Source organism: Emcibacter sp. SYSU 3D8, assembly GCF_039655875.1.
Taxonomy (GTDB): domain Bacteria; phylum Pseudomonadota; class Alphaproteobacteria; order SMXS01; family SMXS01; genus RI-34.
In genome coordinates this window covers 1,095,001-1,109,944 of the sequence record NZ_JBBYXK010000001.1, presented here as the reverse complement: position 1 = coordinate 1,109,944, position 14,944 = coordinate 1,095,001, and the positions used below count along the sequence as shown (strand labels likewise).

Annotated in this window: 10 protein-coding genes (1 of these 10 cut by a window edge); 2 read left to right on the top strand and 8 right to left on the bottom strand. The window is 64.1% G+C overall.

What is annotated here, in order from left to right:
• Positions 1-35: 35 nt before the first annotated feature.
• Positions 36-1,496 carry a hypothetical protein gene (locus WJU21_RS05290; RefSeq protein ID WP_346322323.1) on the top strand — a complete coding sequence of 487 codons (1,461 nt, stop codon included), beginning with the start codon at positions 36-38 and terminating at the stop codon, positions 1,494-1,496.
• A gap of 313 nt (positions 1,497-1,809) precedes the next feature.
• Positions 1,810-6,939: a hypothetical protein gene (locus WJU21_RS05285; RefSeq protein ID WP_346322322.1), complete on the top strand. Its 5,130-nt coding sequence runs from the start codon at positions 1,810-1,812 to the stop codon at positions 6,937-6,939.
• Between the two features lie 99 nt (positions 6,940-7,038).
• Here the strand turns inward: WJU21_RS05285 and WJU21_RS05280 are convergent, their stop codons facing one another.
• From WJU21_RS05280 to WJU21_RS05245, 8 genes are all read right to left on the bottom strand, one after another.
• On the bottom strand, positions 7,039-7,791 hold the full coding sequence (locus WJU21_RS05280; protein WP_346322321.1) for a peptidase: 753 nt from the start codon (positions 7,789-7,791) through the stop codon (positions 7,039-7,041).
• Between the two features lie 76 nt (positions 7,792-7,867).
• Positions 7,868-8,905, bottom strand: a complete 1,038-nt coding sequence (locus WJU21_RS05275; protein WP_346322320.1) for an alpha-E domain-containing protein — start codon at positions 8,903-8,905, stop codon at positions 7,868-7,870.
• Between the two features lie 2 nt (positions 8,906-8,907).
• The gene (locus WJU21_RS05270; protein ID WP_346322319.1) at positions 8,908-10,326 is read right to left on the bottom strand and encodes a circularly permuted type 2 ATP-grasp protein; all 1,419 of its coding nucleotides are present in this window, start codon (positions 10,324-10,326) and stop codon (positions 8,908-8,910) included.
• A 235-nt stretch (positions 10,327-10,561) separates the two neighbouring features.
• Positions 10,562-11,401 (bottom strand): enoyl-CoA hydratase-related protein, encoded by an 840-nt coding sequence (locus WJU21_RS05265; RefSeq protein ID WP_346322318.1) that lies wholly within the window; start codon positions 11,399-11,401, stop codon positions 10,562-10,564.
• Positions 11,402-11,416: 15 nt separating this feature from the next.
• A complete protein-coding gene (locus WJU21_RS05260; protein ID WP_346322317.1) occupies positions 11,417-12,175 on the bottom strand; it encodes a VOC family protein in 759 nt (252 codons plus the stop codon).
• Between the two features lie 2 nt (positions 12,176-12,177).
• The gene (locus tag WJU21_RS05255) at positions 12,178-13,104 is read right to left on the bottom strand and encodes a 2-dehydropantoate 2-reductase (protein ID WP_346322316.1); all 927 of its coding nucleotides are present in this window, start codon (positions 13,102-13,104) and stop codon (positions 12,178-12,180) included.
• A gap of 10 nt (positions 13,105-13,114) precedes the next feature.
• Positions 13,115-14,230: an S-(hydroxymethyl)glutathione dehydrogenase/class III alcohol dehydrogenase gene (locus tag WJU21_RS05250; RefSeq protein WP_346322315.1), complete on the bottom strand. Its 1,116-nt coding sequence runs from the start codon at positions 14,228-14,230 to the stop codon at positions 13,115-13,117.
• 12 nt (positions 14,231-14,242) lie between these two features.
• On the bottom strand, positions 14,243-14,944 hold the 3' portion of the coding sequence (locus WJU21_RS05245; RefSeq protein WP_346322314.1) for a DUF1499 domain-containing protein. The gene runs 120 nt beyond the window's last position; 702 of the gene's 822 nt are visible here — the last part of the coding sequence; its start codon lies beyond the right edge, outside the window; it ends in the stop codon at positions 14,243-14,245.

The following is a 14,944-nucleotide window of genomic DNA, read 5'->3' as shown; positions in this document are numbered from 1 at the left end:
GGTCGCGGCGTCTATCCGCCGGATGGGAGCCCCGCATGAAGCTCGGAGAATTTCTCGTCGCCCGCCGCATCGTCACCGAGGACCAGGTGATGCAGGCGCTGGCCCTCCAGCGCGAACAGGGCGGACAGATCGGCGAAAAGCTGATCGCCATGGGGGCGATCACCGCCGACCAGCTGTTCGAGGCACTCAACTACTTTCCGCAACCACCGCGCACGCTGGAAGACACCGGGCTTGGCAGCACCTTCATCCTCAATCACACCATCAGGGTTTTTCATTCGCTGGGCCTCGAGACCGTCGGCGACCTGACGGAACGGCTCAAGCTGCCGGCGGTATTGTGCGGTCAGCTTCTCGACATCATGCGCGAGCGCGGCCTGGTGCAGGTGCTGGGCTCGGGCGGCGACGATCCCGACATTCGCAGCACCCTGACGACGCGGGGACGCGAACTGGCGCTCGAGGCGATCGAGAACTGCTCTTATGTCGGGCCGATTCCGGTGACGCTCGATGACTGGATCACCCAGGTTCGAAAGCAGTCAATTCTGGCTGAGTCCATTAACCGGGACGTACTCGCCGCCAATCTGACCCACATGATCCTGCCCGATGGATTCATCGACGAAATCGGCCCGGCGGTGAATTCGGGCCGATCGATCCTGATCTACGGCCCGCCCGGCAACGGCAAGACAACCATGGCCGAGGCCATCGGCACGGCCTTTGCCAGCGTGGTGTTCATTCCTCACGCCATCGAGATCGACGGCCAGATCATCAAGATGTACGACGCGACCATGCACAAGGCGACGGGCGAGGAACCCGCGCCAAGCGCGGTGCGCAGCCTGATCAAGCGCCGTACCGAAACCCTCGATTCGCGGTGGGTCGCCTGCAAGCGGCCGGTGATCGTGGTCGGCGGCGAGTTGTCTCTCGAGATGCTCGACATGCAATACAACGCGAACGCCAAGTTCTACGAAGCGCCGCTGCACATGAAGGCCACCAATGGCGTCATGCTCATCGATGATTTCGGCCGTCAGCGGGTCGAGCCCAAGGATCTGCTCAACCGATGGATCGTGCCGCTTGAGAAGCGGATCGATTATCTGTCCCTGCAGACAGGCAAGACATTCCAGGTTCCGTTTGACGAACTGCTGGTGTTTTCCACCAATCTGGTGCCCGAGAACCTGATGGACGATGCGTTCCTGCGCCGGATTCCCTACAAGATCGAGATCGATCACCCGTCCAGGGAGATGTACGACGCCATTTTCGCGCTGGTGTGCCGCGCCTACAAGCTGGACTTGCCGGACGACCTGATACCCTACATTTTCGATGTCTATTACAGCCGCAACGGCAAGCCGCTGGCGGCGCACCATCCCAAGTTCATCTGCGAACGGGTGCAGGACATCTGCCGCTACATGGGAGTGACGCCCGAGTTGAAAAGGGAGTTCGTGCTCTACGCGTTGCGGAACCTGTCCTCGAACGCGGATGATGCGCGCCGACTCGCCGCCGTCGCCTGATCTGCGCGCCTTCACGGGCGAGGCGACGCGGACGCCGGAGCGGCCTACCGTAACGGTAGCGAACCAACCGGCCGGGGCGGGCGGTGCGGGTCCGCCACTGTCCCGAGTCACATATGTGACATGTTTTTCCGAGGCTTTAGTGGCACTTACGTCTGGACGGGGCTCGCCCGTTGGAGTACGTTTTTGCCATCGTAATGCCCAGATTGGCCGGAACCACTAGAGGTGACGCCGATATGGGCAGCGCCAGAAGGCGCGTAGAAGGGGGCTAGCCGAAGGGCTTCGGCGAGCATTACGCATAGAGGGGGACTACCTGATGCTTAAGTTGCGTGTACTCACCGGCGTGAGCGCTGTGGCGCTTGCCACCGCTTTCGGCATGTCGGGCGCGAAGGCAAACAACCTGATCGTCGACCTGACCGCGCCACCCGGCAGCATCTCGGTCGCGGCCGGCTCGTCGGCCTCCGCCATCGCCAATGACCAGTTCAACGAGAGCGGCGGCATACCGGCGAGCGTCGTGAACACGCTGGTTGGATTCCCCGCGGCGATCGCCACGTCTCATGACGTCGGCGGCGGCATCGTCGACATCACGGTGAGCGACACGAACGTGTTCGCCGTCGCCAAGGGCAACGAAGGCACGGTGGATATCGATTTCTTCACGGCCGACAACGGCGGTGTTCTGGGCGACGATGGTGCCGCCACCGCGGGCCTGCTGCAGTGGAACGACAACAACGACATCACCGCGACGATCACGACCACCGACATCCAGGTCGACGTGATCGACCTTGGCGCGGGCAGTTCTGCGGATACCAACGACAACAGCGTCACCGCCAGCGGCACGGGCAATCTTTCCGGCGTCTCGGTCGCCGGTACCATCAACTTCCTCCAGCTGAGCAGCGAGGCCGGCCAGGCGGACGTCACGCCGCTCGGTCTCAGCACCGGCGCGACGGCGCTGTCGAGCAGCGTCCAGGTCAACAGCGGCGCGCCCGCCATGGATGCGACCGTCACCGATACCCGGATCGGATTGCTGGCGCGGGTCGACGGCGTCGACACCACCGCCATCGTCGGCGTGCCGCTGGAAATCATCGGCAACGTGATCGGCGCGACCTTCACCGGCAACGACTCGGCGAACGAGGTTTCGCTCGAGGCGGGTGGCGCGGTCAGCCTGGTTGGTAGCGCGGGCGCGGCCAACCTGCAGATCAACGCCGGCGACTTCAACATCGACGCGCTGGTCGACAACGCCACCATCGAAGCCGGCGACTCGGAGAACTATGTCGATGACGAGTTCATCGCCGATCTGGACGGCAGTTCGCTGGCCCTCGACAACAACAGCATCGTCTCGTCGGCGACCAGCAACGCCTCGACCAACAGCGTGGCGCTCGACGACACCATCAGCCAGGACGGCCCGGCCGTTGCCGGCGACCAGGAGAACACCGTCGACTTCGGCGCGCTCGATTCGGCCAGCGTCAGCGGCGACCTGTTCGTGTCGAACGCCCAGTTCAGCTCGGTCGGCGTCAATTCCACGGTGGATGACGGCGACGTGCGCGCCCAGACCGAGGATGTGGACGCTTCGCAGATCAGCGTCGATGGCAACGTGATCGCCGCCGACGCCGCCGGGTCGCGGGTTACCAACACGATCGAAGTCGGCAATGCCACGTCGCTCGATTCGCTGGTGGCCATCAGCAGCATCCAGTACACCACCGGGCTGCAGAGCGCGGAAGTCGATAGTGCGGACATCGAACTCGACATCGCGTCGGACGCGCCGAACGATGACGGCGACGTCACCGACTCCAGCGTCACCGCCGACGGCAACGAAATCTCGGCCGCGGCGATCGGCAACGCCCATGCCAGCACCCTCGACATTACCGGCGTGACCATCACCGGTGTCGGCGGCCAGACCGGCGATGCCATCGAAGCGGACCGTGACAACACCACCGGCTTCGTGTCGGCCGATTTCAGCATTCTCAATGCCCAGGTGCTCGACGGCGGGGGCGCCTCGGCCGAACTCGATGGCGTGGAAATCGATGTCGAGGTCGCGGACATCACCTTCACCACCTCCAGCCTGAGCGTTTCGGGCAACGAGTTCAGCAGTCTCGCCACCGGCAACCTGTCGTCCGAGGCCAGCATCCTGATCGACGCGGTCACCATCGACGCCACGGTAGGCGTGGCGAATTCCCAGACCGTCGAGGACGGCGCCACCCTCTCGTCGGATATCGATGCGGATGACACTTTCATCGAGGTCGGCGTTGGGCAAGGCAATGGCGTGGATGACGTGACGGTCGACCAGGCGTCGATCAACGTCGACGACAACCTCTTCTCCAGCCGGGTCTGGGGCAACCTCGCCGATTCGACGACCAATTCCATCATCATCACCGGCGTCACCGTCGGTGATGCGGGCGAAACCCTGCCCGAGGTTTTCATCGATCGTCTTTCCGATCCAGTGTCCTACACCGCGATCAATGCCGGCATCGCGCTCTTGAACGACCAGTCGGTCGAAGATCTGAACGGCAACACGGTGACCGCCCAAGCGGACGGGGATCTGATCGACATCGATGTCGGCGACGACGCCGGCGGCAATTCGCTGGTCCAGAATTCCGAGATCACCGCCAACGAAAACACCACCATCATCGCCGCGACCCTGAACCAGGCGACGTCTAAGGTCTCGGTCGACGCCGTGACGCTCGACGCGTCGTCGTCGCTGGTCAACGTCCAGACGCTGGCCGACGAGGACGGCGTGGACGGCTCGGCCCAGATGCTGGTCGACCAGGACGATCTGGATATCGACATCGACGTCATCGCGGCCGACAACCCGCTGCTCAACCTCACGGTTCAGGCGAACGACAACAGCAACAGCTCGTCGGCCCGTATCAACCTGGCCACCAACACGCTCGACGTGTCGTCCCAGACCCAGGTGCTCAGCGGCACGATCGACAGCACCGTGACCACCATCAGCGCCGAAGTCGGCCCGAACTCCACGGTCGTCGGCGAGAACACGCTGGTGAATGATCAGGCGTTCTTCGCCCTCGGCATCGACGGAGTTGACGTCAATATCGACGGCAGCGATATCACAATCGACCTGTCGGTAGACGGTAACGCCATCGAGAGCACACTCGCCGAAATCGACGGCAACAGCCTGTCGGGCCTTGCCGCCGGCAACGACGCGACCAATACCCTGATCGTGGACGTCGCGACCTTTGACCTCGACAACGCCGACCTCGATGGTCCCGATTCAGCCAATGGCCCGATCGCCACGCTGGTGTCGAACCAGTGGGGCCAGGGCGGCGATACGACGGGCGGCTTCTCCGTCGACATCGCCGACGTCAACTTCACCCTCGATGCCAATGATAACGCGACCAGCAGCATCGACAGCAGCGACCTGAGTGTCGATGGCAATACGGTCCGTGCGCTGGCGCGCATCAACAACGTGGTGAACACGCTCGATGCCAGCGGCACCAGCCTGGAGAATTCGGAGGCGGAAAACCCGATCCTGGCGATCACCGAGGATGGCGTCATCGTGCAGCAGGACACGTCAATGTCTCTGGCCTCGCGCCAGGTCAGTTCGGTCGGCGTGTCGACCACCATCAACAATACGCAGCTGGAAGTGCTGGCCGGCGGCGCGTCCCTGCCGCCCTTCTACATCGGCAATGGCGATCTGGTCGGCGACATCAACGACTCCAGCATTAGCGCGGATTCCAATCTGGTGGTGGCCGAGAGCCGGGGCAGCGACGGGTTCAACACGCTCTCACTCGATTATATTGTGAACGAGGCCCAGGCGTTCCTGTCGAACCTGCAGTACTCTGACGAGGATGTGGTCTATGACTCTTCCGTCGACGCTACCGAGATCGTCGTGCTTGCGAACGTGGACGGCTCGATCAACGACAGCTCGTTCTCGGCGAATGGAAACGCCGTGGCCGCTCTGTCGTCAGGCAACCGCGCCACCAACGATCTGAACAGCGACGGCACAAATGTGGTGTTCCGCAACAGCAACAACGTGTTGAACTACGACCCGACCAATACGCTCAACGCGCCGAACGGTGACGACGCAGACGTCGACGTGCGGAGTTCACTGGCGGTCGTCAACGTGCAGGGCGATCCTGGCGATGTCTTCTCCGAGGTGGATGTGGACTCCAGCGTCACCAATACGCTGATCGGCGTGATTTCCAATGGCATCTTCGACAGCGGTTCGATTGCCGCCGACAACAACCTCGTCCTGGCGTCGTCAATCCAGCACAGCGCGTCCAACTCGCTCAACATCACGGCCTCGGCGAACATCACCGCTGCGGGTATCGCCGACAACACCCCAGGCGCGTCGGTACTGTCGCTGCAGACCATCGGCGACGGCAGCGACACCACCGCCCTGGTCGACGGAACGGGCATCGTGGCAGTGGCCGATGACCCGCGCGGCGCCGGCAGCTTCACCGCCAGTGCCAACAGTAACGAAATCCGCGGACAGGCGATCGGCGGTTCCGTCGTCAATTCGCTGACTGCAGTCGCGGGGGCATCGATCAACGCGGGCGCGGGCGGCTCGTCGCCCATCACCGGTGGTACCGACCCGACGATCCAGCTCGACGCCGCGTTCAACGTACTGAACATGCAGTTCGGCGATGGCGCGACGATGATCGCCACTGTGAACAACTCCTACATCAGCGCGGCGGCGGCGGAGGACTACAACAACGACGCCGTAACGGTGGAGGACAACCTGGTCCAGGCCGAGGCACGTGGTTTCACGTCCATCAACGTGCTTTCGCTGGATGCCGGTTCGTCTAGCAACGCCATGGCGGCCCTCGCCAATGTCCAGGAACTCGCCAGCAGCACGGTGTCGGCGAGCATCGACAATGTGGGCATCTTCACGGGTAACCTCGACGAGGGTGCGACGGATAGTTCGCTGACGGTCGATAACAACATCGTCGAAGCCGTCTCCGGGGCTAACCGGTCGAGCAACCTGCTGATCACTTCCGCCGGGGCGACCCTGCAGGAGAGTTCAGGTGCGGGCGTGACGATCGATCCGGGCGCGGCGTCGCGTGTCGCGGTTACCGGTGCGGACTATGCTTTGGTCAACGATCAGCGGACTGACAACGTGACCGTGTCCTCGACGATCAGAGACGTGGACATCGGCATCGATGGACTGAACGAGACCACCGGTGTCGACTTCAGCGCGCTCAATGTCCAGGGCAACGAGGTTCGGGCCATCGCCACCGGCAACGAGGCGGTCAACCAACTGGTGCTGAATACCGGCACGTTCCAGCACCCAAGCTCGGTAATCGGCAATAGCCAGTCCAACGACGGCACAACCGTGACCGCCTCCGTCACGAACACGGTGATCGGGATCGGCGAAAATCTGACCCTGAATGCCAACAGCAATAACAGCTCGTTCACGGTCCGGGGCAACAGCATCGGTGCCACCGCGATTGGCAACTCGTCGATCAACGTGCTGCGCGCCGGCGACTGATCGCTTTTTGCGAGTAAAGAGTCGGGGCCGGAACCCTAGGGTTCCGGCCCTTTTTCTTTGGTTCGCCGCGCCGCTCCGGGATGAACCGGAAAGGCCGCCCTATACCTGAAGCGCGGTCTGGCGCCAATCCGGTTCGGGCAGGTCCACATAGGCATTGTGGAGCGCGTCGGACCACATGTGCCGGATGGTGTTGAAATAGGGGTCGTCCTCCCGGATTGTCCGGTTGATGGTCAACGCCATCTTGTCCCGCTCGTAGACGACCAGGTTGAGCGGCAAGCCGACGGAGGTGTTCGACCGCAGGGTGGAATCCATGGAAATCAGCCCGATCTTCATGCCGCCGGTCAGCGGGGTGTCGTATTGCAGCACCCGGTCCAGGATCGGCTTGCCGTATTTGGTCTCGCCGACCTGGAAAAACGGCGTCTCCACAGTCGCCTCAATGAAATTGCCGGCCGAATAGATCTGGAACAGGCGCAATCCACGGCCCGCAATCTGCCCGCCGAGGATGAAGGAGACGTTGAAGGTGCGCGATTCGGCCTCCAGCGCCTCGCCATAGAGGGCATGGACCTGGCGCACCGCCGCGCCGACCAGCTGAGCGGCCCGGAACATGGACGGCACCGTCAGCAGGGTCTCGCTGGTGCCGTCCGAATCCGCAATGCCCTCCTTCAGCAGGTTCACGACGGTCTGGCTGACCGAAAGGTTGCCGGCGGTCATCAGCACGATGACCCGCTCGCCCGGCGTCTCCCAGACATGCATCTTCCTGAAGGTCGAAATGTGATCCATGCCGGCGTTGGTGCGGGAATCCGACACCATCACCATGCCCGATGAGAGCAGCATGCCGACGCAATAGGTCAATAGGGGTACTCCTGCGCACGAAACGTGACGACAGACTATGCCGCGCCGCCGCAGCGCGCAACGTAGCGGCGCGAGCCTATCCGGACCGGGTCTGGGTCATGCTGCCCATGGCCTGGGTCTGCGTGCCGGGCGTCTGCTCCTGCACCGTGGACTCGACGGTTACCGGCTCGCGGGTCAGCAGGAAATCCTTGGCGATCTGCATGCCCAGTTTGGCGTTTCGTTCGACGTAATCGGTCAGATATTCGTGCAGGCCCACATCGAAGATGTGCTCGATCTTGCCGAATCGCAGCTTGGCGTGGGCTTCGCCGGCCATGCGGTGACACTCCTGCCGCTTGCCGTAGGCCGCGCCGAGCGCGTCCAGGTGGGTGACGATCTCGGCCTGGCAGTGATGCAGCGACCGGGGCATGGCCTCCATCAGGATCATCAGCTCGGCCACCCGCGAGGGGACGACCTCGGAGCCGAACACCCGGCGATAGTTCCGTAGCGCCGACACCGAGCGGAGCAGGGCGGTCCACTGGAAGTAGTCGAGCGCACCGCCGACCTGCTCGCCCTGGGGCAGCAGGACGTGGAATTTCACGTCGAGGATACGGGCGGTATTGTCGGCCCGCTCCAGAAACGTGCCCAGGCGGGCGAAGTGGAAGGAATCGTCCTGCAGCATGGTGCCCACGGTGACACCGCGAAACAGGCTCGACCGTTCCTTGACCCAGTCGTAGAACTGCCGGGCGCCGCGGCTGAGCAGACGGTTCTGGGTCATGTCGCGAATTTCGAACCAGGTTGTGTTGATCGCTTCCCAGACTTCGGTCGGCACGGCGTGACGGATGGCGCGGCAGTTCTCGCGCGCGGCGCGCAGGCAGGAATAGATCGACGACGCGTTGTCGCGGTCGAGAGTCATGTAATAGACCGCATTGGTTTCGTTCGGCGTGCCGTAATGCTCGGCGAAATGCTCCTCGCCGCCCGATATGGTGATCGCGGACTGCCATTCGGTCCGGTGCTCTCCGGTCAGCGACGGCAGCAGCGACATGCGGTGGGCGACATCCAGGATGCGCGCATTGTTCTCGGATCGCTCGATGTAGCGGCCCATCCAGTACAAATTGTCGGCGGTGCGGCTCAGCATGGTCAATTCTCCAGCACCCACGTGTCCTTGGTCCCGCCGCCCTGGCTGGAATTCACCACCAGCGAGCCCTCGGGCAAGGCCACGCGGGTCAGCCCGCCGGGCACCATGCGGACCTGGTCGCCGGACAGCACGAAGGGGCGCAGGTCGACGTGGCGCGGCGCCACACCGCTGTCGACGAAGGTGGGGCAGGTGCTCAACGCCAGGGTCGGCTGGGCGATATAGGCCTGGGGCGTCGCCGTGATCCGCTTGGCGAATTCCTCGCGTTCCTCCTTCGTGGCGGTCGGACCGATCAGCATCCCGTAGCCGCCCGAACCGTGGACTTCCTTGACCACCAGCTCGTCCAGATGGGCGAGCACATATTTGCGGTCTTCATCGTTGCGGCAGGAATAGGTTGGTACGTTGTTGAGAATCGGCTCCTCGCCCAGATAGAACCGGATGATGTCGGGCATGTAGGTGTAGATCGACTTGTCGTCCGAAATGCCGGATCCCACCGCGTTGGCGATGTTGACGTTGCCGGCACGGTAGGCGCTCATCAGGCCGGGTACGCCCAGTGCGGAATCGGGCCGGAACGCCAGCGGGTCGAGGAAGTCGTCGTCGAGGCGCCGGTACAGCACGTCGACCCGCTTGGGGCCGGCCGGTGTGCGCATGAACACCTTCTTGTCCTCGACGAACAGGTCCTGCCCTTCGACAAGCTCCACGCCCATGCCTTCCGCCAGGAAGGCGTGCTCGAAATAGGCGCTGTTGTAGATGCCGGGCGTGAGCACCGCGATGGTGGGGTCGGATGTCAGGCCCGGCGCCACGCTGGCCAGCGTGCGCAGTAATTCGGTAGCGTAGGTGTCCACCGGCGCGATCCGCTGGTTGGCGAACAGTTCCGGAAACAGCCGCATCATCACTTCGCGGTTTTCAAGCATGTAGGCCACGCCCGACGGGGTGCGGGCGTTGTCCTCGAGCACATAGAATTCGTTTTCGCCGGTGCGCACCATGTCGATGCCGACGATATGGGCATAGATGTCGCGCGGCACGTCGATGCCGCGCATCTCGGGACGGAACTGGTTGTTCTTCAGTACCTGCTCGGCGGGCACCACGCCGGCGCGCAGGATTTCCTGATCGTGATAGATGTCGCGAATGAACGCGTTGATGCCCTTTACGCGCTGCACCGCGCCCAGCGACAACCGCGCCCATTCCTCGGCGCCGAATATCCGCGGGATGATGTCGAAGGGAATGAGGCGTTCGGGATCGCCGCCTTCGGTATAGACCGAGAAGGTAATGCCCAGCCGGCGGAATATGGTGTCGGCCTCTCGCCGCTTCAGATCGAGCCGGTCGACGGCGGCCTCGCGCAGCCATTTGTCGATATTCTGGTAGACGGATCGTACCGACCCGTCGGGCAGGGTCATTTCATCGAAAGCGGGCGGCTTGGTCATGCGATTCCGTTGGTCATCTCTGGTCGGCGCTGCGGTGCAGGCCTCTATCGCTCGAAGCAAACTCCGTGCCACGGCACAAGCTGAGCAAATCGGGCATTCAGGGGCATTTTGCAGGGTCCATTGTGGCGCATGATTGGACACAAAGATCAAGCATTAGGCGGCGGTGCCAGGGCTTGCCGCCCGGACCGTGGCCGTGAGCGGCGGATCCGGGCGGCATGCTGTCAAAATTGCGGCGTCATCCTGCCTTGATGCGGCTGAATTGCGGCGGGCGCCGCTCCATATAGGCGTTGACGCCTTCCTTGAAGTCGTCGCGCGCGGTGCTCTCGGCGATCCACTGGGTGGTCTCGGCGACAGCCTCGCCCAGCGGCATGGCCAGATGGCGGTAGACCTGCCGCTTCATCATCATCAGCGAGTAGGGTGCTGCGTTCGCGGACAGCTCGTTGATGTACGCATGCGCCTGTGCCGCCACGTCGGCCGCCGGGAATACCTTGTCCACAAGACCCATTTCCATGGCTTCGGCGGCCTTGATCTTGCGCGACGTCCACAGCAGGTCCAGCGTCTTCGACACGCCGATCAGCCGCGGCAGAATCCAGCTCACGCCGTATTCCGCCACCAGGCCCCGCTGGGAGAACGAGGCCGTCACCACCGCTTCCTCGCCCATGAAGCGCAGGTCGCACAGCATGGCGAGAACGAAGCCCAGGCCGGCGCAGGGGCCGTTGACGGCGGCAATGATCGGCTTGCGGACCGCCATCAGGTAGGAATGACCCTTGAGAAACTCCTCGCCCATCGCCGGATCGCCTGGCTGGGCCGCGAGGCCATAGTCCTCGTCGACCCGGTTGCCGGTGCCGCCCGAGGCGCCCAGTGCCGACAGCGCCTGCATGTCCATGCCCGCGCAGAAGCCGCGTCCTTCACCGGTGATGACGATGCCGATCACCGCTTCGTCCTGCTCGGCGGCGGCGACGGCATGCTTCATCTCGGTCAGCATGCGGCGGGTCAGCGCATTCAGCCGGTCGGGACGGTTGAAGCGAATCTCGGCGACCGGGCCGGTCACCGAATACAGAATTTCCTGATACATCCGTCGTGTCCTTTTCTATGCGATCAGATTGAAGCGGGTGCCGCCGATCAGCAGCATGTCCTTGCCGGCGAGCCGGCCACGCCGTTCGCCCTCGCGCAGCACGTGCGCCTTGTCCGCGACGGCGATGTCGATGCCGCCCAGGCCTTCACCGCGGCCATCCTGGTCGCCGGCGAAGCGAAGCGTCCCCAGATCCAGGGGAATCGACTGGCCGTCGGTGGGCCGCCCGAGGATCGCCGACCAGCGCGCCGCCAGCGCGCCGGGGTCGGGCGTCTGAATCTCGGCAGCAAGCAGGCCCGTTGCCACTTCGGTGCGCCGGGCCGTGCGCCAGTTTTCTCCGGCCGGGTGCCACGAGCCGTCCGGCTGCGCGAAGCCGGGCGCCCAGTCGATTTCCAGAAACGAGCCGCCGGTATCGCGCGGGTGCAATTGCAGGCCATCATAGTCGCTATGCAGGATCTGGTGCACCGTACGGATCCCGAGTCCCGCTACGCGGGCGTCGCGGCCGCGCGGATCCTCCGTCTGCAGGATCACCATGTAGCCGCCATCGCCGCCGCGCCGGTCGAGATAGCGCCCGGCGGTGGTGCCGGGACGGGTCGGGGCGACCACCTCGAGGAACTGGTTGCCGACCGGCACCACGATGTTCTCGAGGCCCCATTTGGCCACGGCCGGATCGCGATAGGCGACCTCCAGGCCGAAAATGGCCGACAGGTCCGCCTCGACAGATGCCAGGTCGCGCGCCACCAGCGCCAGTTGCCGCAGCTTGTAGCCGTTGGTCATCGTCACGCCTTGGGCGCGCCCGCAGCGTAGGGCTTGAGCGCGGCGGCGATGAACTTGTGGGTGGGCGTCGGCACACCCAGTTCCTCACCCCATCGGGCAACACTGGCGCTCAGCCAGGGCAGTTCCATCTTCTTGCCGCGTTCCAGATCGATCAGCATGGATGCCTTGGTGTCGTAGGGCGCCATCCGGACCGATTTCTGCACCCGCGAGGCGGCCTTCTCGTGCAATTCAACGCCCTTGGCGCGGCCCACGCTGACCGCTTCCTCGACGGCCGCGTCGACCATGGCCGACAGCTCGGGGTCGGCCAGGATCGGTCCGATCGGCAGCCGCAACAGCGACGTCATGCCGCTCATGACCGTCAGCGGGATGAATTTCTCCCACATGGTGGTCAGCACCTTGTCGCTGAATTCCACGTCGATGTCCGATTCCCGGCACAGCTGCTCGAACGCCCTGCCGCGCGCACTCATGCTGCCGTCCACCTCGCCGAACACGATGCGCTGGAACTGGCCCATGTGGCGGATCACGCCGGGCGCCTCCAGATGCGAGATGATGTAGGTGGAACCGGGCAGCACCTTGCCGTGTCCCAGCACCTCGCCGATCAGGTCGGCGCCGCTGACCCCGTTCTGGATGGTGACGATATAGGTGTCCGGCCCCATCACAGGCTTGAGCTGCGCGGCAGCCTCGGAGGTGTCGTAGAGCTTGGTGGTGAACAGGACCACATCGACCGGTCCGATGGTGGCCGGATCGTCGGTCGCCCGGGCGGGGTCGACCCGCATCTCGGCGGTGTCGGTCTTTACCAGCAGCCCGTTCTTCCTGATGGCGTCCAGATGGGCGCCGCGGGCGATGAAGGTAACGTCGTGGCCGGCCAGCGCCATCTTGGCGCCGAAATAGCCGCCGACGCCGCCCGAACCCATAATGGCGATCTTCATGTCAGTCTCCTCAGCTGTAGGTCAGCACGCCGCGGATCGATTCGCCGCGATGCATCAGGTCGAAACCCTCGTTGATCTGCTCGAAGGGCAGGGTATGGGTGATCAGGTCGTCGATGTTGATCTTGCCGTCCATGTACCAGTCGACGATCCTGGGCACATCGGTGCGGCCCTTGGCGCCGCCGAAGGCGCTGCCGCGCCAGACTCGGCCGGTCACCAGCTGGAACGGCCGGGTGCTGATCTCCTGCCCGGCGCCGGCGACGCCGATGATGATGCTCTCGCCCCAGCCCTTGTGACAGCATTCCAGGGCCTGGCGCATGACGTTGACGTTGCCGATGCACTCGAAGCTGTAATCGGCGCCGCCCTTGGTCAGGCTGACCAGGTAGGGCACCAGGTCGCCCTCGACCTCGCTGGGGTTGACGAAGTGGGTCATGCCGAACCGCTCGCCGATGGCCTTGCGCGCCGGATTCAGATCGACGCCGATGATCCTGTTGGCGCCCACCATGCGGCAACCCTGGATGACGTTGAGGCCGATGCCGCCCAGCCCGAACACCACCACGTTCGATCCCGGCTCGACCTTCGCCGTGTTGATCACCGCGCCGATGCCGGTGGTGACGCCGCATCCGATGTAGCAGATCTTGTCGAACGGCGCGTCCTCGCGGACCTTGGCCAGGGCGATCTCGGGCAGCACCGTATGATTGGCGAAGGTGGACGTGCCCATGTAGTGGTGGATGATCCTGTCCCTGCCCAGTGAAAAACGACTGGTGCCGTCGGGCATCACGCCGCGGCCCTGTGTCTCGCGGATCGACTGGCAAAGATTGGTCTTGCCCGACGTGCAGTACTCGCACTGCCGACACTCGGGCGTGTATAGCGGAATGACATGGTCGCCCTTCCTCAGCGATGTCACGCCCGGACCTACATCGACCACCACGCCGGCGCCCTCATGGCCGAGAATGGCGGGAAACAGCCCCTCGGGGTCGGCGCCGGACAGGGTGAACGCGTCGGTGTGGCAGATGCCTGTCGCCTTCATCTCCACCAGCACCTCGCCGGCGCGCGGCCCGTCCAGGTCCACGGTCTCGATGCTCAGCGGTTTGCCGGCTTGCCATGCCACGGCGGCCTTCGTCTTCATCGGTACCTCGTTCTAGGGGGTTCTGGTGGTGGAATATTGCGGCAGATGCCGATCGAGCGCCTCGGTGAACGCCTGGATGCGCCGGGCATTGCGGCCCATATCGACGGCCCCGGTGCGCGATGCCGACCTGATGTCGAGGACGGTATAGCCGGCGGCATTGAGGCGTATCCTGATGACGATATCGTCGACGAAGCCAAAAATCGTCGACCAGTCGCCGGCCTCGATGCGCCCTTTGGTGGGATCGGCGGCGAACACGGTCCATTGCAGATCCTTCGCGGCCGCCTCGGCGGCCACGAACACCTGGCGCAGCGACTTGTCGAACACCAGGGTGCGGATCTCCGGATAGGCTGTGGATACCTTACCTTGCATCTGCGCGTCGTAGGCACGGTAGGTGAGGTAATCGCGGCCGGCATAATGGGCGACGCGCGCCACGTCGAATTCAGGCGGGTCCTTCGGCGATGTGGTGACGTCGTGGATGCGGGGCGCGTCCCAGCCGGGCAGCACCATCCAGTGCAGAATGGCGGCCAGGGAGGCGCCGCCGATCAGGACGGCCACGGCCGAGTTCAGGCCGCCCCTGACCCGGGCCGACGGCATCAGGGCCCGGACGATGCCTACCAGTCCGGCGGCAAGGGCGCAAAAAGCCAGTGTCGCGCCGACGATGAACAGGGCGATCGAGAGCAACTCGCCGAGCAGGCCGATCCGGTAGGCAAAAGG